This window comes from Nonomuraea cavernae (assembly GCF_040655715.1).
GTDB lineage: Bacteria > Actinomycetota > Actinomycetes > Streptosporangiales > Streptosporangiaceae > Nonomuraea > Nonomuraea cavernae_A.
In genome coordinates this window covers 1-14,836 of sequence record NZ_JBFAKL010000038.1, presented here as the reverse complement: position 1 = coordinate 14,836, position 14,836 = coordinate 1, and the positions used below count along the sequence as shown (strand labels likewise).

Here is a 14,836-nt window from a genome sequence, read left to right as displayed (position 1 = left end):
GCCTTTACAATGTAGATCATTTATGCCCGGACCTGCCGGACCCCCGCTCCCTCGTGCCACGCCTCGATGACCAGCTCGTCGCCCTGCACGTGGGTCCACACCACCTCGGACAACTCGACCCGGAACAGGTGCGCGTCGCTGTCCGGCAGGCCGAACGAGGCCAGCGCCTCCCCGTCGCTGATCTCCACCGCGCGCCCCGCCAGCTTGACGTCCCCCTTCCAGGCCGACGGATCGCCCTCGCCAGGGTCGGCGGAGGTGACGTGCAGTGCCATCCGCGGGTCGCGCCGCAGGTCGAGGGCCTTGACCGCCCCTGGCATCGACCCCAGCCACAGATCGCCGTCGCGGAACTGCGACTCGGTGCCGCTCACCCGCGGCGACCCGTCCTTGCGCAGCGTGGCCAGCACCTTGTGCCGGCGCTCGTCCAACAACGCCCGCGCGACCTTCGCCGGCTCCGGCGCCTGCCGCTCGAATTCCTCCCACGAAACCATGGTCGCCATCCCGTCCTCCGCCACCGACAGAATCCACGCGCCTTCGCCGAGCAGATCATCGGCGTACGGCGCCGTTGGGCTCACCGCACCTTCGCCACCAGTCGAAGCGGAGCCCTGGCCGCGGCTCAGGGTGTGCGGGCCGCGCCGGATCGCCGGTCGAGGAGTTGCAGGACGGTCGTGGCCCAGCGCAGGTTCGCCTGCTCGTAGGCACGCCCCCCCATCAGCGTCAGGTACGGCCCGACCCGCTCCGCCTCACGCAGGAACTCCTCCTCGTCGCGACCCTGGAGCAGGTCGTCCCTGAGGCGGTCGTACAGGGCCAGCTTGACCCGCGACCGCTCCATTCGCTCGGTCAGGGCCTTCATGACCGCTTCCACGTCGCCCGTGTCCACGGCCTGCAGCTTGACCAGGAGGTCGTCGCGCATCGCCGTGGGCCGGGCGGCCCGGGCGGTGAACGCGTGGAGTTCATCACGCCCGGCGTCCGTGAGCGTGTAGACGCGCTTGTTCGGCCGGCGGGCCTGCTCGACGACGCGCCCGCTCACCAGGCCGGCGCTTTCGAGCTGCTCCAGCTCGCGGTAGACCTGCTGCGGTGTGGCCGACCAGAAGTTGGCGACCGACACGTCGAAGCGCTTGGCGAGCTGGTAGCCCGAGGCCTCGCCCTCCAGGAGAGCGGTGAGTGCCGCGTGGCGCAACGCCATCTGGTCAACCTCCCTTGTCTGTGATTAGTATCCTATGCAGCTATTCAATTTGTTGACTATAGGGAGAGCGAGTCGATGCACCCCTTCCGTGCTGCCGTCGAGGCCCGCGACATGGCGGCGGCCGTCGCGCTGCTCGCCGATGACGTCGTCTTCTTCAGCCCCATCGTGTTCAAGCCGTACCAGGGGCGGGACACCGTCGCGCCGATCCTGCACGCGGTCCAGCGCGTCTTCGAGGACTTCCGGTACGTACGGGAGGTCGGCGCCGACGACGCCCCCGACCATGCGCTCGTCTTCCGCGCCCGCATCGGCGAGCGCGAGATCGAGGGCGTTGACCTGCTACACCTCGGCGAGGGCGGCTCGGTGGCCGAGCTCACGGTGATGGTCCGCCCGCTGACGGCGGCGCAGGCGCTGGCGGAGGCGATGCGCGCCCAACTCGCCGCCGACAAGGGCGCCATCGGCGCATGAGAACGCCACGGCGAGCCCGCCCCCTGGAGCCCGAAATGCGCCCATCCCATGCCCCTTACCTGGACGAACACGCGATCTTCATCACGGCCGACCGCGACGACGTGTGGCGCGCGATGCTCGAAACGGTCGAGCGGACCTTCTCCCGGCCCCACGCGGCCGGCTACGCCAGGCTCGTCCGGTGCGCCGACCGCGCCGCCTCCGGGCCGCGGCCGCTGGCCGTGGGCTCGGCCGTCCCCGGGTTCCTGGTGACCGCTGCCGATCCGGGGATCGAGCTGGCGCTCGAAGGCCGCCACCGCTTCTCGTCCTATGCGCTGATCTTCCGTATGGAGCCGGCCGGTACGGGCAGGACGCGGCTGCGCGCAGAAACCCGGGCCGTCTTCCCCGGCGTGGCCGGGGGCGCCTACCGGCTGCTTCTCCTCGGGACGGGCGGACACGTGGCCGGCGTGCGGAGCCTGCTCCGCGCCATCGCGGCCCGATCCGGCACACCCGCCTGATCGCCACCGAGGACGACTACGAGCAGACCGTCGCCGTCAACCTGACCGCGCCCTACCTGCTCGGCCAGCACTTCGGGCCGCGGATGGCCGAACGCGGCTGGGGCCGCATCATCAACATCGGCTCGCAGCAGAGCGTCAGCGCCTTCGGCGACAGCGGCGTCTACGGCGTGTCCAAGGCCGCCCTCGCCGGGCTGACCCGCTCGCAGGCCGCCACATGAGCGGCCGCAACGGCGTGCCCGCCGACTTCGCCTGCGCCGCGGTGTTCCTGGCCGGCGACGCCTCAGCGTTCGTCACCGGCCAGCCGCTGTTCGTCGACGGAGGCTTTTTCGTGCATGAGAACGTGCTCGAAACGCTCACAGGATGTGCTCGAATCACCCACCGCCTTTACAAAGTAGATTATTTACGCCGGACCTGCCGGACCCCCCGTCCTTGCGCAGCGTGGCCAGCACCTTGTGCCGGCGCTCGTCCAACAACGCCCGCGCGACCTTCGCCGGCTCCGGCGCCTGCCGCTCGAATTCCTCCCACGAAACCGCGGTCGCCATCCCGTCCTCCGCCACCGACAGAATCCACGCGCCTTCGCCGAGCAGATCATCGGCGTACGGCGACCGCCTGGGCGGAGAGCCACCGCGAACCGCCCGTTGATCGAGGTCCGGTTCGCCGGTCCTCACCCAAGCCCGGCGGCCTCGCGGATCAACGACACAACGGCTGCTGGGCATTCAACGCCGCCGCGCCTGTCCATATCGTCCCGGTCACGCATACGGTCTGATTCGGATCAACCACCATTATCGGGTTTCGGACCTGTACGTGGACCTCCCCAAGATCCCGGGTGACGTGCCGCCCAGGGGGATTCCTCGTTGCGAGGACATCGGACTGCCCGGTACGCGGTAGCACGTCACGCTCACCACAGAGGTCATCCGGTCGTCGGCTCCCATCACGGTCCATCACCTTGACGGCGCTACGATCGGCGGCACGAACGCCGCGCTCGCCCGCGAGTCCCCCACGACCTCTGGACAGGACGACCATGGATGACGTGAGGCTGGAGGCGCTGGCCCGGGAGCTGGCCGCGATCCCCTCGGTGGTGGCCGTGGTGCTCGGCGGCAGCCGGGCACGCGGCACGCACCGCCCCGACTCCGACTACGACCTCGGGCTCTACTATCGCGGTGAGCTCGACGTCACGGCACTCCGGGCCGTGGCCGTGGGGCACGCAGGTGACCAGGCGGAGCTGACGGCGCCGGGCGGCTGGGGGCCGTGGGTCGACGGCGGCGGCTGGCTGACCATCGACGGCGCGCGGGTCGACTGGATCTACCGCGATCTCGACCGTGTCCACCGGGTCTGGGCCGACTGCCAGGCGGGCCGCTACGAGATCGGCGTCCAGGCCGGGCATCCCCTGGGCTTCTACTCGCACGCCTACGCCGGCGAGGTGGCGCTCTGCCGGGTGCTCGCCGATCCCGGCGGGCGGCTCACCGAGCTGCGCGAGCGGGTGCAGCGCTACCCGGCCGCGCTGGGCGAAGCGCTCGTGCGCGGGTTGTGGGAGGCGCACTTCTCCGTAGGCCTGGCGTCGTACGGGGCCTCGGGGCGGGATCCCGTGTACGCCGCCGGCTGCCTCTTCCGGGCCGTCGGCGTCGCCTGCCAGGCCCTGCACGGTCACGCCGGACGCTGGCTGATCAACGAGAAGGGCATGGTGGTCTCGGCCGGTCGGCTGCCCGGCGCCCCGCGCGACTTCGCGGACCGCGCCCGAGAGGTGCTCGGCCGGATCGGCGGCTCAGCCGAGGAGATCGGGCAGGCCGTGGCGGCAGCGGGCGCCCTGGTGGAGGATGTGCGGCGATCCATAACTCCGTAATAGGGATCTTTTGGTATCTAGGTCGAAATTTGCCTAGCGGATAACTTGACAGCACCCCCCACAAAGGAGTGCACATGTCGAGTAAGCGCTGGGCACTGGCAGGCGCCACCATCGTGGCCGTCTGCCTGGCCACTCCCCTCAGCCCCGCCGCTGCCTCCGAACCCCCGTCCCAGCCCGCCGACACGGCGCCGCCCACCATGGTGGACGCCCTCGAACGCGACCTGGGGCTGTCCGAACAGCAGGCCGTCACCCGGCTGGCCAACGAGCAGCGCGCCGCGGCGGCCGAGGCCCGGCTGGCCTCCGCCCTCGGCGCGTCGTACGGCGGCTCCTGGCTGAACGCCGACGCCTCCAAGCTCATGGTCGCCACCACCGACCCCGCCGCCGCTCCAGGCATCGAGGCGCAGGGCGGCCAGCCGATCGTCGTCGCCCGGACGCTCACCCAGCTGAACTCGGTCAAGGACCAGCTCGACCGGGCACCGGAGCAGGCCAAGACCGGCGCGGCCCTCTGGTACGCCGACGTGACCACCAACAGCGTCGTCATCCAGGCTCCCACGCAGCAGGCCGGCGACGCCCTGGCCGCCGCCGCGGGCGTGGACGGCAAGGCGGTCCGCGTGGTCGTCAGCGCCGAGAGCCCTCAGACGTACATCAACCTCATCGGCGGCGCCGCCTACTACATCGGCTCCAGCCGGTGCAGCATCGGCTTCTCCGTCACCCGTGGCAGCACTCCCGGCTTCGTCACCGCGGGCCACTGCCGGATGGCCGGCTCCACGACCAGCAACCCGTCCGGCACCTTCCAGGGCGCGTCGTTCCCGGGCAACGACTACGCGTGGGTCGCCACTCCGGGCCACACCCCGCAGCCGTGGGTACGCGGCTCCGGCGGCTCGAACGTGATCGTGCGCGGATCCACGCAGGCGTCCGTCGGCGCGTCGATCTGCCGCTCCGGCTCGACCACCGGCTGGCGCTGCGGCGTCATCCAGCAGCACAACGCCAGCGTCAGGTACTCGCAGGGCACGGTGACCGGCCTCACCCGCACCAGCGCGTGCGCGCAGCCCGGTGACTCCGGCGGCTCGTTCATCTCCGGCAGCCAGGCCCAGGGTGTGACCTCGGGCGGATCGGGCAACTGCACCGTCGGCGGCACCACCTACCACCAGCCGGTCAACGAGATCCTCGGCGCGTACGGGCTCACCCTGCGTGTCGGCTGATCCCGCCCATCCCAGTCACAGCGCGCCCGGCCACCCTCGGGCGCGCTGTGCCGCGTTCTCCGCGAACCTGGCACCCTCCCGAACCCAGCGCCCCGAACCGGGGTGTCGGTAAGACTCGTGCAGCCAGGTACACGCGATCAAGAGTGGACTTCTTCGCATACCCGCTCAGATCGGTCAACGGCGCACCCGATAGCGCAGGTGAAGCACCCGGTTGCCCTGAATCATCACGTCAGGATCCTCCAACAGGTGCTGCGCGTGGACCGACCCGAAGTAGCGCTTGCCGGACCCGAACACGACGGGTACGACGTCCATGCGCACCTCGTCGACCAGGCCCGCGGCAAGCACCTGGCCACCGACGTCGCCGGCGGCGACCTCGACCATGCGGTCACCCGCAAGCTCCTGCGCCTTGGCCACGGCTGCCTCGACGCCGTCGACGAAGTGGAACGGCGCCTCGGGGTCCCAGCCCTCGGGCTGCGGCCGGTGCGTCACGACGACCACGTGGTCGATCCCGCTCGGAGGCTTTCCGTCCCAGCCGTCCGTCAGGTCGAAGACGTGGCGGCCGGCGATCGTGACTCCGATCTGGTCCCAGTACGAGCGGGTGTGGTCGTAGGAGGTCTGCGACACCTTCAGCTCGCCGCTCTCGTCCAACGGGACGTCACCGCTGGACAACCAGTCGAACAGCGGTCCGGGCTGGTCATTCTCGTCCGCGACGAAGCCGTCCACCGACACCGAGCTGTACATGACCACCTTGCCCACGGGGCTCTCCTCTGCGTTGGGGTGCCCACAAATTAGCGTGTCGTGAGCTGTCGCTCTTGTAAGAAATCAATCGGCCGGCAGCGGCCAGCCGTCCAGCGCGTGGCCGGGATGTTCGCGCAGGAACCGCCGCCGGACTTCGACGTACCGGGTCGGCGTGAGCCCGGTGAACGCCCGGAACTCGTGGCCGAAGTGGGCCTGGTCGAAGTAGCCCGCGCCACCGGCGAGGTCGCCCCAGTCGATCGGCCCGGCGGGGTTGATCGCGAACACGGTGGCGGTGAAGCGGTAGGTGCGGGCCAGCCGCTTCGGCGTGACGCCGATGAGCTCCTTGAACCGCTGTGCCAGATGAGTGCTGCTGACACCGGCTGCCACGCTCAGGTCGCCGATCGCCACCGCCCCGCCGGCCGCCGCGATGACGCTGCTCGTATGGCGGACCAGCCCCAGGCCGGCGGTCTCGCACAGCCGTCGCATCAGCTCCTCCTCGAGCAGCGTCAGCATCTCGTGCGGTCCGTCCGCCGTGGACAGCCGGTCTCGCAGCTCAGCAACGGCGGGCCGGCCCCAAACCTGCTCTACCGTCACCGGCCGGTCACACAGCTCGGCCGCGGGCATCGGCAGGAACGGCGCCAGCCCCCACGGCTTGACGTGCACGCCGACGGACCGGGTCTCCGGCGGATAGCCGAACTCGAAGGCGCGGGTGGGCGTGGTGATCACGCAGCCGTCGGCGTACTCGGCCGTCTCGATGTCGGTGCCGGCGCGGATGCGGAACGGCGCCCCGAGGTTGACGATGAGCAACGCCGACGGACTCGGCGGCAGCGTCAGCCGGGCGTACGGCGGCGCACCCTCCAGGTAGTACAGGTCGTCGATCAGCCCGTCCAGCGGCGGTCGCGGCACTCTGGACACGTACTCCACGCCCACAGTATCGCCGGGATGGTCCAGCCGCGCCGCCGCCGGAACGGGCGAGCGTCCGGCGTTACGCGCCGACCTTGCGGATCGCGTTCAGCTTGAACACCTCCCGCCCGGCCCGTCGGGAACCGGCCGTTCAGCGCGGAACCGCAGAAGCAGCGCGAACCCGAGCCTCGTCGCGCCCCGCCGGCCCGACAGCGGGACGCCCGTCAGAGCGCCGCGGGCAGGACGGGGCGGCCGCGGACGCCGGGGTCCGCGGCGAAGACGGCGCCGGCGTCCGGCTGCCGCGAGCGGTCGACATCGAGGCACGAGGTGGTGATGAACAGCCGGTCGAGCCGCTCGCCGCCGAACGCGACGGCGGTGACCTTGGCGACGGGCAGCCGCACCACGGCGTCGAGTTCGCCCTCGGGGCTGTAGCGGTGCACGGCGCCGCCCTGCCACAGCGCGACCCACACCCCGCCCTCGGCGTCGACGGTCAGCCCGTCGGGCGCTCCCTTGCCGGGGTCCACGACGGCGAACGGCCGGCGTCCGGTGAGGCCCCGCTCGGGGTCGTAGTCGAGCACGTCGACCCGCCCGGTGACCGTGTCGGCGTAGTAGGCGCGACCGCCGTCGGGGCTGAAGTCGAAGCCGTTGGAGATCGTCGTCCCGGAGAGCACCACGCGTAAGGAGCCGTCGGGCTCGACGACGTGCAGGGCGCCGCGTCCCGGGCTCTGGTCGTAGGCCATGGTGCCGACGTAGAGGCGGCCGTCGGGGTCGCAGCCGCCCTCGTTCATCCGGATCGACGGGTCGGTCCACGCCTGGCCGAGCGAGCGCAGCGGCGCGTCGAAGGCGTCGTCGTCGGACACCAGGAGCTCGCGCTCTGCCGCGACCACGAACCCGCCGCCGGTGCGCGGCCTGATGATCGCGGCGACGGCGCCCACGTGCCGGCGCCGGACCGTGCCGTCCGCGCCGAGCTCCAGCAGGTCACCGGCCAGCATGTCGACCCATCGCAGCCCCGCCCAGCGGCCGGACCACACGGGGCCCTCCGCGTGCTCGGCGACGGGCCCGGTCACGGTGTAGGCGGCGATGGTCACGCCGGCCTCCTCTCCTCACGGCAACGTGGCAGTCGATTGTCACGCCCAGGCCCGGCCGAGCGCGACGGTTGAGGCGGAATCGGGACGAAGCATGACACGTTGTCCCTGGTGAGGGGCATGAGGAGGGGGCATGAAGATCAACTCGATTCAGGCCGGGCCGTGCCGCGTCACCCTGTCGCCGCACGGGGTCAGCTACACCTTCAACACCCGCAAGTTCTACGTGACGACGACGCCCGACGGCCGCAAGCAGGTGAAGGTACGGCTGCCCGGCGGCCTCAAGGTCGGTAAGACGTTCGGCAAGGGCCGGTCACACCGTCATGGCTGAATTTTGATAGATCGTCGCTTTTCCGGGTAGCTGGTGGTCCTCGCGATCTCGATGGAGGAAGAGCGATGGGCTGGAGCTACCGGAAGTCGTTCAAGAAGGGGCCGTTCCGGCTGAACCTGTCCCGTGGTGGTGTCGGACATAGCTGGGGCAACCGCCTGTTCAGGGTCACCCGCACCGCCGACGGCCGGCGCACGTTATCGGTCAACCTGCCGGGTGGGCTGCACTGGCGCAAGACGCTGGGCAGCCGTTCCCGGGGTTGATCCCCCGCTGCCCCTGGGGAGGAGGGCCGGAGACGCGTCGCGCGTCTCCGGCCCTTCCCCTGTCAGGGGAGGCCGGCGCTCACATCTCCAGTCCGCCGTCGCGCAGCACCGGCCGCACCTCCACCACCCCGTACGGCGCCTCGGGCAGCCGGGAGCCGATCTCCACGGCCCGCTCGAAGCTTTCGCAGTCGACGAGGAGGATCCCGGCGAGCCGCTCGTCCGCCCCCGGGACGAGCGGCTCGCCCCCGCCCGCCGGCACCCGCCTGGCGAGCGAGGCGTCGGCCAGCGCCGCGGACACGACCAACTCGCCGGACGCCGCCAGGTCACCGGTGACCGCGGCATGGGCCCGCCAGCCCTCCACCAGCCGCTCGTCGGGCAACTCACGCCAGATCCCGCGGGTGACCTGGTTGCCGTAAATCAGGATCATGTACTTCACCTGTGCCTCCACCGGGGTGTCGCGACGCGTCTCACCCTCTGGTCGGCGCCGGCCGCCGGATCTCGACAACCCGCCGACGGCGGGTGACTAGGGCAATCCCCAGGTGCCCTCCTGACGCGCGGCGAGCCGGGCGTGCCCAGCATTGAGGGCCGTCGGCACGGCCGCGACGGTGTCAGGCGTGCCTGCTGTGGCGCTGGGCGCGGCTGACCGGCCACCCCGAGAAGAGCCCCTGCGAAGAGCCTAGGAGCGCCATGCCCGCTTACTCGTACGCCACGGACCTCGTGGAGGAGCTCGCCGCGATGGCCGGAGACGTCCCGGCCGCGATCGACGTGGTGCGGCTCCCCCCGCCCGACCGCGGCACGGTGCGGTCGCGCCTGCGCGCGCTCGTCGAGACCGTTGAGACCATCGCCGGACCGAGCGGCCGGCCGGCGCCGCGCCCGGAGGTGACCGGCCACCCCGACCGCACCGTCGTCCGCCTGCCCGGCCTGCTGCGCGCGACCGGGTTCCACGCGTCGAGCGCGCTGACCGTGCAGCTCGACCTGGCGCCGTTCGAGGACCTGTTCAAGGCCGATCCGGGCGATGACGAGCTGACCGGACTGCTGCGGCAGGCCGGCGAGCGGCTGGGGCTGGCCTCGCTCGTCCCGGCCGGCGACAGGCTGACGTTCGAGCGCCTCTGGCGGATCGGAGGGGCGGGCGGCGGGCGGCCGGGCCGCACGGCCGAGCCGGTGCTGGGCCGCGCCGTCGGCGCCTTCCGCCACTTCGTCCGCGAGATCCCGGTGTACGGCAGGGCGTCGGCCACGGTCGAGGTGGCGGCGGGCGGCAGACTGTCGTCGCTGAGCCTGTCCACGCGCCGTTTCGCCGACGACGGCGGGGGCGAGACGGTCGCGACTCCCGGGACTCGGCGGCCGGGTGAGGCGGCGTGGGAGGTGGCCTCCCGCGTGATGGAGGCGTTCGGCGGGCTGGAGGAACTGCCGGGGACGATCCTGGTGCCGCAGTGGTTCCGCTGGGGGTACCTGAGCCTGGGCCGGCGCCGGGCCCAGGCGCTGCTGGTCCCCTTCTACCTGGCCAGTGTGGGCGTGCGCCGCGAGCACGAGACCTCGGCCCACCTGGTCGCCGTCCCGGCCACCGAGGAGCGGTTCGTCCGCACCCTTCCGCCGGGTCAGCGCTCGGCCGCCCGGTCACGCCAACCGGCCTAGGATCGGCCGTCACGCGGCGGGCCCGGGCCGCCGTGGTGACCGCCGCTTCGGCGCGCCGGGCGTCCACCTGGGCGGTCCGCCCCGTCGTCGTCTCGGCCGGCACCGGGGTGATGTGGGGGAAGGGTGCGGGCATCCGCGTGATCCTCCGTTCAGGTGGGCGGGATGTTGTGAGTGCGGCCGAACAGGTTGCCCGGGTCCCAGGCCCGCTTGACCTCGGTCAGGCGCTCGTGGTCGGCCACGGTGTAGGCGTCGCGTGTTCTGGCGGGGTCGGTGAGGAAGTTCAGGAACGAGCCGCCGGTCGCGTGCGGTCTCAGGCCGGCGGCCAGGTCGCGCAGGCAGGAGAGAGCGGGCTCACCGGATCCGCCGGGAATCGCCGTGGCGATGACGGAGTACGGCACGTCGCGGTGGCCGACCGGGCCGGCGTCCGGCGCCGGCCGGGCCATCGCGCCGCCCCAGTGGCGCAGCTCCACCGCCGCGATGGGCGAGCCGGTCGCGGCCAGGATGGTCTCGATCGCGTCGTCGGGCACCTGGTGGAGCAGTTCCAGGTGCTGCCTGACGGCCATCGGCTCCGGCGCCGGGCCCCCGAAGGCCGTCGCCGCCTCTCCGAAGGTCATCGTGGCGAAACCGCCTGTCGTCACCGGTCCGGCCGCCTCCAGCAGCGGCGCGAGGAGGCGGCGGCCCTCCTCGGCCGGGCCCGCGTGGCAGGCGCGCACGGCCAGCGCCCAGCCGTCCGGGCCGGGCGTGCGCATGAGGATGACCGAGGTGTTCGACTCGTCCGGCTCGCCCGGGGCCCACTCGCGGTAGCGGGCCAGCGTGGCGGCGGCCCGGTCCACGGAGTGCAGCGTCATGCCGGCGTAGACCTCGGCGACCGGGTGGAGCCGGAACTCCAGCGCGGTCACCACGCCGAAGTTGCCACCGCCGCCGCGCAGCGCCCAGAACAGCTCCGGATGCTCCCCCGGACCTGCCGTGACCGTCTCGCCGCCGGCCGTGACGAGTTCGGCGCGCAGCAGGTTGTCGGCCGCGTACCCGTGCAGGCGGGACAGCCAGCCGGTGCCGCCGCCCAGCGTGTAGCCGGTCACGCCGATCGCGGGCGTGCCGGACAGGGGCGCGAGGCCGTACGGGGCGGCGGCGGCGATCACGTCGGACCAGAGCGCGCCGGGCTCGGCCCGCGCGGTGCGGCGCCCGGGATCGACGTGCACGGCGGCCAGCCGCGACGTCTTGAGCAGCAGGCCGCCGTCGGCGGGCACATGGGTGCCGTGGCCGGTGGCCTGGACGGCGAACGGCAGTCCGTGCTCGCGGGCCGTCATGACGGCGGCCCGCACGTCGCGGACGTGCGCGGCCTCGGCCACGATGGCCGGGCGCGGATCGAGGGCGCGGTTCCAGGCGAGCCGTTCGGCGTCGTAGCGTTCGTCGCCGGGCAGGTGCAGGTTTCCGCCGAAGGCTCCGCGCAGATGACCGGCGGCGTCCGTGGTCGTGGGTGTGGCGGTCGAAGGTGTAGTGGTCGTGGACATGAGGAGATCGTCGCCGCTGGAGGGGGGCGCGGTCGTCCTGCGTACGAAGGCATCTGCGGCTACCCGGCCGGGCGTAGGTCCGGGGCGGATACCTCGCCGGGAGTAGTCCCGGGATCCGCCCTTATGCGGAGGATTATGATCGAATCAGGCTCTACTGTTCGGGGATGAGCTCTGAGCGCATGGCCGACGCGGCGCTCGCGCTGACGGTCGCCGTCCTGCTGGAGATCGGCGCGCTGTCGCTGCCCGGAGCGCGGCCCCTCGACCATCTGGTCATCGTGGCGGGTTCGCTGGCGCTGGTCGCCTGGCGGATCGCGCCGCTGGTGGCGCTGACGGTGGCCACGGCGTGCATGCTGGTCTACTCGTCGCGGCTGGATCCTGGCCCGTCGGCGGCGTTTCCGGTGCTGGTGGCGGTGTTCGCCGCCACCCGGAGCGGTCACCGGCTGCCCGCCGCGGCGGCCTCGGCCGTGTTCCTCGGTGTGTGGCTGGCCGGCGACCTGGCCGGAGCCGCGGGCGGGCCCGCGCAGCCGCTCGCCGAACGGACGATCCTGCTGCTGGGCTGGTTCCTGGCGGCCGGGGTGGCGGGCACCGTGTCCCGGCACCGGCGGGCCTACCTGCGTCAGGTCGAGGAACGGGCCGCCGAGGCCGAGCGCACCCGCGAGGAGGCGGCGCTGCGGCGTGCCGGGGAGGAACGCCTGCGCATCGCCAGAGAGCTGCACGACTCGCTCACGCACAGCATCTCGATCATCAAGGTGCAGGCCGGGGTGGCCGTCCACCTGGCCCGCAAGCGGGGCGAGGAGGTGCCCGAGGCGCTGCTGGCCATCCAGGAGGCGAGCGGCGAGGCCATGCGCGAGCTGCGCGCGACACTGGAGGTGCTGCGCGACTCGGCCGGCGATCCGCCGGGCAGCGGGCTGGACCGGCTCGACGAGCTGGTGCGGCGGGCCCGCGCCGCCGGCCTGCCCGTCGGCGTGACCGTCGACGGCCGGCCTGAGCCCCTGCCCGCCGAGGTCGATCAGGCCGCCTACCGGATCGTCCAGGAGGCGCTGACCAACGTGGCCAGGCACGCCGGGCCGGCGTCCGCGTCGGTGCGCATCGGCCACACCGGCGGCCATCTGGTCGTGCAGGTCGACGACGACGGCCGCTCCGGCCCCAGGGCCGCGTCCGAGCCGGGGGTCGGGCTGCGGGGCATGCGGGAGCGCGTCACCGCGCTCGGCGGGCGGCTGCGGGCCGGGCCGCGCCCCGAGGGCGGCTTCACCGTACGCGCCGAACTCCCCCTCACCGAAAGCCCCGCCGCCGCGCCTTCTCTGGAGGAGAGCCTGTGATCCGCGTGCTGCTCGCCGACGACCAGGCGCTGATCCGCGCCGGGTTCCGCGCCCTGCTGAGCGCGGAGGACGACATCGAGGTGGTCGCCGAGGCCGCCGACGGCGAGCAGGCCGTCGCCCTGGCCCTGCGGCACCTGCCCGACGTGGCGCTCGTCGACGTGCAGATGCCGGTGATGGACGGCATCGAGGCGACCCGGCGCATCGCCGCCGACGAGCGGCTGAGCGGGGTGCACGTGGTGATCCTCACCAACTACGGCCTCGACGAGTACGTCTTCGAGGCTCTGCGGGCGGGCGCGGGTGGCTTCCTGGTCAAGGACACCGAGCCCGCCGACCTGCTCCAGGGGGTACGCGTCGCGGCTCGGGGCGACGCGCTGCTCTCTCCCGCGATCACCCGCCGGCTGATCTCCGAGTACGTCGCCCGCCGCCCCGAGCCCTTCCCCGTCGGCCTGGAGATCCTCACCAACCGGGAGCGCGAGGTGGTGGCGCTGGTCGCGCGCGGCCTGTCCAACGACGAGATCGCGGCCCACATGGTGATCAGCCCGGCCACGGCCAAGACGCACGTCAGCCGGGCCATGACCAAGCTGGGCGTCCGCGACCGCGCCCAGCTCGTGGTCCTGGCGTACGAGTCCGGGCTGGTCACTCCACGCGGCCCGCTCACCTGAGACGGCACGCACCTGTGCGTCGATCGGTGGCACGCCCAGGAGCTCGGGCTGCGCCCTGGTGCGCGTGCCGGGCCCGGCGGGGCATCGCCCCTATCCTTGAGACTCCTTAGGCCGGTAGACATCCTTAGGCCGGTAGAGACGAGGAGCGGCATCGTGGTGGTCTTCGCCGGGCAGGGTGACGCGCGCCGGTCCATGGCCCTGCTGTGGGGCGCCGGTGACTCCTCCGAGGCGCGCCCGGGGCCCAAGCCCGGTCTCAGCGTCGAGCGCATCGTGGACGCGGCGATCGCCGTCGCCGACGCCGAGGGCATGGCGGCGCTGTCCATGCGGGCCGTGGGCGAGCGGCTCGGCCGCTCGGCGATGGCCCTCTACACGTACGTGCCCGGCAAGGGCGAGCTGGTCGACCTCATGTACGACCGGGCGCTGGGCGAGCTGCCGACCCGCTACGACCTGACGGCGGGCTGGCGGGCGGCGCTGACCGCGTGGGCCGAGGACACCTGCGCCTGCTACCTGCGCCACCCGTGGCTGCTGCTGGTGTCGCAGGCGCGCCCGGTGCTGGGCCCCAACGAGTACCTCACGCTGGAGACCCTGCTGGGCGTCCTGCGCGAGACCGGGCTCGACCGCGACGTGCTGCGGCGCGTGGTGGGCACGCTGTTCCACTTCGTGCGCGGGGCGGCGCAGACGATCGCCGAGGCCCGCCAGGCGGAGGCCGCGACGGGGGTGTCCGACGACGCGTGGTGGCTCGACCGGTCCGGCACGCTGAAGGAGGCCGCGCCCGACTTCGCGGCCCGCTTCCCCAACGTCACCTGGCTGGAGGCCGCCGCCGCCGCGCCGCGCTCGGACGACGAGAGCGGCCCCTACCTGGAGCGCGAGGCCAGGAAGACGTTCCACGGCGGCCTGGCGATCATCCTCGACGGCATCGAGGCCGCCTGACGCGGTCCGCTGGCACAAAACGCGACGCCCACCTCCGTGGCCGGAGGTGGGCGTCGCGGTCGTGGCCGCTACTTCAGCCAGGCGGTGCGCCGGACGATCGGCAGGTTGCCCAGGCCGAGCGTGGTGCCCGCGCCGCCGAGGGCCAGGCCGACCATCACGATCGCGTAGATGATGTGGTCGTCCATGAACGGGTTGGTGGTCAGGGGCAGGGCCGCCGCCCACATCATGACCATCAGGAGGCTGCCGGTTGCGGCGGCGATCCGCAGGCCGACTCCGAGGATGAG

General features: G+C 72.6%; 18 protein-coding genes and 2 pseudogenes. 11 read left to right on the top strand and 9 right to left on the bottom strand.

Annotation, left to right across the window (positions count from 1 at the left end; all coding sequences use genetic code 11):
- Window positions 1-20: 20 nt before the first annotated feature.
- Window positions 21-572, bottom strand: coding sequence for a pyridoxamine 5'-phosphate oxidase family protein (locus AB0I38_RS36680; RefSeq protein WP_358492764.1), 552 nt, complete (start codon window positions 570-572; stop codon window positions 21-23).
- A gap of 41 nt (window positions 573-613) precedes the next feature.
- On the bottom strand, window positions 614-1,183 hold the full coding sequence (locus AB0I38_RS36675) for a PadR family transcriptional regulator (protein WP_358492760.1): 570 nt from the start codon (window positions 1,181-1,183) through the stop codon (window positions 614-616).
- A gap of 75 nt (window positions 1,184-1,258) precedes the next feature.
- On the opposite strand from AB0I38_RS36675, the gene AB0I38_RS36670 reads away from it, so the two are divergent.
- The 3 genes and pseudogenes from AB0I38_RS36670 to AB0I38_RS36660 form a co-directional block, all read left to right on the top strand.
- Entirely contained in the window at window positions 1,259-1,648 is a 390-nt protein-coding gene (locus AB0I38_RS36670) for a nuclear transport factor 2 family protein (RefSeq protein ID WP_358492755.1), read from the top strand.
- 35 nt (window positions 1,649-1,683) lie between these two features.
- A complete protein-coding gene (locus AB0I38_RS36665; RefSeq protein WP_358492751.1) occupies window positions 1,684-2,142 on the top strand; it encodes a hypothetical protein in 459 nt (152 codons plus the stop codon).
- Window positions 2,124-2,407: pseudogene (locus AB0I38_RS36660) on the top strand (SDR family NAD(P)-dependent oxidoreductase); the annotation flags it as partial. The gene AB0I38_RS36665 and the pseudogene AB0I38_RS36660, both read left to right, overlap by 19 nt.
- Before the next feature lie 106 nt (window positions 2,408-2,513).
- On the opposite strand, the gene AB0I38_RS36655 reads toward AB0I38_RS36660, so the two are convergent.
- Window positions 2,514-2,684 (bottom strand): hypothetical protein, encoded by a 171-nt coding sequence (locus AB0I38_RS36655; RefSeq protein ID WP_358493013.1) that lies wholly within the window; start codon window positions 2,682-2,684, stop codon window positions 2,514-2,516.
- Window positions 2,685-3,163: 479 nt separating this feature from the next.
- On the opposite strand from AB0I38_RS36655, the gene AB0I38_RS36650 reads away from it, so the two are divergent.
- Window positions 3,164-3,982 (top strand): nucleotidyltransferase domain-containing protein, encoded by an 819-nt coding sequence (locus tag AB0I38_RS36650; protein ID WP_358492747.1) that lies wholly within the window; start codon window positions 3,164-3,166, stop codon window positions 3,980-3,982.
- 74 nt (window positions 3,983-4,056) lie between these two features.
- Window positions 4,057-5,184 carry a S1 family peptidase gene (locus tag AB0I38_RS36645; RefSeq protein ID WP_358492743.1) on the top strand — a complete coding sequence of 376 codons (1,128 nt, stop codon included), beginning with the start codon at window positions 4,057-4,059 and terminating at the stop codon, window positions 5,182-5,184.
- Between the two features lie 174 nt (window positions 5,185-5,358).
- Here AB0I38_RS36645 and AB0I38_RS36640 read toward each other — a convergent pair whose 3' ends face one another.
- The 3 genes from AB0I38_RS36640 to AB0I38_RS36630 all read right to left on the bottom strand — a co-directional run bounded on the left by AB0I38_RS36640 (window position 5,359) and on the right by AB0I38_RS36630 (window position 7,913).
- On the bottom strand, window positions 5,359-5,940 hold the full coding sequence (locus AB0I38_RS36640; protein WP_358492738.1) for a dihydrofolate reductase family protein: 582 nt from the start codon (window positions 5,938-5,940) through the stop codon (window positions 5,359-5,361).
- 66 nt (window positions 5,941-6,006) lie between these two features.
- Window positions 6,007-6,846, bottom strand: coding sequence for a helix-turn-helix domain-containing protein (locus AB0I38_RS36635; protein WP_358492733.1), 840 nt, complete (start codon window positions 6,844-6,846; stop codon window positions 6,007-6,009).
- 203 nt (window positions 6,847-7,049) lie between these two features.
- Complete coding sequence (locus tag AB0I38_RS36630; protein ID WP_358492728.1) at window positions 7,050-7,913, bottom strand: SMP-30/gluconolactonase/LRE family protein; 864 nt, start codon at window positions 7,911-7,913, stop codon at window positions 7,050-7,052.
- Window positions 7,914-8,043: 130 nt separating this feature from the next.
- On the opposite strand from AB0I38_RS36630, the gene AB0I38_RS36625 reads away from it, so the two are divergent.
- Complete coding sequence (locus tag AB0I38_RS36625; RefSeq protein ID WP_358492725.1) at window positions 8,044-8,238, top strand: DUF4236 domain-containing protein; 195 nt, start codon at window positions 8,044-8,046, stop codon at window positions 8,236-8,238.
- A 65-nt stretch (window positions 8,239-8,303) separates the two neighbouring features.
- The gene (locus AB0I38_RS36620) at window positions 8,304-8,498 is read left to right on the top strand and encodes a DUF4236 domain-containing protein (RefSeq protein ID WP_358492722.1); all 195 of its coding nucleotides are present in this window, start codon (window positions 8,304-8,306) and stop codon (window positions 8,496-8,498) included.
- Window positions 8,499-8,577: 79 nt separating this feature from the next.
- On the opposite strand, the gene AB0I38_RS36615 is transcribed toward AB0I38_RS36620, so the two are convergent.
- Window positions 8,578-8,925, bottom strand: coding sequence for a YciI family protein (locus tag AB0I38_RS36615; RefSeq protein ID WP_358492719.1), 348 nt, complete (start codon window positions 8,923-8,925; stop codon window positions 8,578-8,580).
- 260 nt (window positions 8,926-9,185) lie between these two features.
- Between AB0I38_RS36615 and AB0I38_RS36610 the strand changes: the two genes are divergently transcribed.
- The gene (locus AB0I38_RS36610; RefSeq protein ID WP_358492716.1) at window positions 9,186-10,130 is read left to right on the top strand and encodes a hypothetical protein; all 945 of its coding nucleotides are present in this window, start codon (window positions 9,186-9,188) and stop codon (window positions 10,128-10,130) included.
- Between the two features lie 149 nt (window positions 10,131-10,279).
- Here the strand turns inward: AB0I38_RS36610 and AB0I38_RS36605 are convergent, their stop codons facing one another.
- Window positions 10,280-11,641, bottom strand: a complete 1,362-nt coding sequence (locus AB0I38_RS36605; RefSeq protein ID WP_358492713.1) for an FAD-binding oxidoreductase — start codon at window positions 11,639-11,641, stop codon at window positions 10,280-10,282.
- 164 nt (window positions 11,642-11,805) lie between these two features.
- On the opposite strand from AB0I38_RS36605, the gene AB0I38_RS36600 reads away from it, so the two are divergent.
- The 3 genes from AB0I38_RS36600 to AB0I38_RS36590 all read left to right on the top strand — a co-directional run bounded on the left by AB0I38_RS36600 (window position 11,806) and on the right by AB0I38_RS36590 (window position 14,552).
- Window positions 11,806-12,960, top strand: coding sequence for a sensor histidine kinase (locus AB0I38_RS36600; protein WP_358492709.1), 1,155 nt, complete (start codon window positions 11,806-11,808; stop codon window positions 12,958-12,960).
- Window positions 12,957-13,622, top strand: coding sequence for a response regulator transcription factor (locus tag AB0I38_RS36595; RefSeq protein ID WP_358492705.1), 666 nt, complete (start codon window positions 12,957-12,959; stop codon window positions 13,620-13,622). Before AB0I38_RS36600 ends, AB0I38_RS36595 begins: the two co-directional genes overlap by 4 nt.
- Window positions 13,623-13,775: 153 nt before the next feature.
- Complete coding sequence (locus AB0I38_RS36590) at window positions 13,776-14,552, top strand: TetR/AcrR family transcriptional regulator C-terminal domain-containing protein (protein ID WP_358492702.1); 777 nt, start codon at window positions 13,776-13,778, stop codon at window positions 14,550-14,552.
- A 68-nt stretch (window positions 14,553-14,620) separates the two neighbouring features.
- Here AB0I38_RS36590 and AB0I38_RS36585 read toward each other — a convergent pair.
- Window positions 14,621-14,836, bottom strand: a pseudogene (locus AB0I38_RS36585) (hypothetical protein); the annotation flags it as partial.

Coding starts and splice junctions, on each gene's coding strand:
- AB0I38_RS36645 (WP_358492743.1), top strand. CDS start 4,057: ATGTCGAGTAAGCGCTGGGCACTGGCAGGCGCCACCATCGTGGCCGTC.
- AB0I38_RS36650 (WP_358492747.1), top strand. CDS start 3,164: ATGGATGACGTGAGGCTGGAGGCGCTGGCCCGGGAGCTGGCCGCGATC.
- AB0I38_RS36600 (WP_358492709.1), top strand. CDS start 11,806: ATGAGCTCTGAGCGCATGGCCGACGCGGCGCTCGCGCTGACGGTCGCC.
- AB0I38_RS36675 (WP_358492760.1), bottom strand. CDS start 1,183: ATGGCGTTGCGCCACGCGGCACTCACCGCTCTCCTGGAGGGCGAGGCC.
- AB0I38_RS36670 (WP_358492755.1), top strand. CDS start 1,259: ATGCACCCCTTCCGTGCTGCCGTCGAGGCCCGCGACATGGCGGCGGCC.
- AB0I38_RS36655 (WP_358493013.1), bottom strand. CDS start 2,684: ATGGCGACCGCGGTTTCGTGGGAGGAATTCGAGCGGCAGGCGCCGGAG.
- AB0I38_RS36610 (WP_358492716.1), top strand. CDS start 9,186: ATGCCCGCTTACTCGTACGCCACGGACCTCGTGGAGGAGCTCGCCGCG.
- AB0I38_RS36605 (WP_358492713.1), bottom strand. CDS start 11,641: ATGTCCACGACCACTACACCTTCGACCGCCACACCCACGACCACGGAC.
- AB0I38_RS36665 (WP_358492751.1), top strand. CDS start 1,684: ATGCGCCCATCCCATGCCCCTTACCTGGACGAACACGCGATCTTCATC.
- AB0I38_RS36625 (WP_358492725.1), top strand. CDS start 8,044: ATGAAGATCAACTCGATTCAGGCCGGGCCGTGCCGCGTCACCCTGTCG.
- AB0I38_RS36620 (WP_358492722.1), top strand. CDS start 8,304: ATGGGCTGGAGCTACCGGAAGTCGTTCAAGAAGGGGCCGTTCCGGCTG.
- AB0I38_RS36615 (WP_358492719.1), bottom strand. CDS start 8,925: ATGATCCTGATTTACGGCAACCAGGTCACCCGCGGGATCTGGCGTGAG.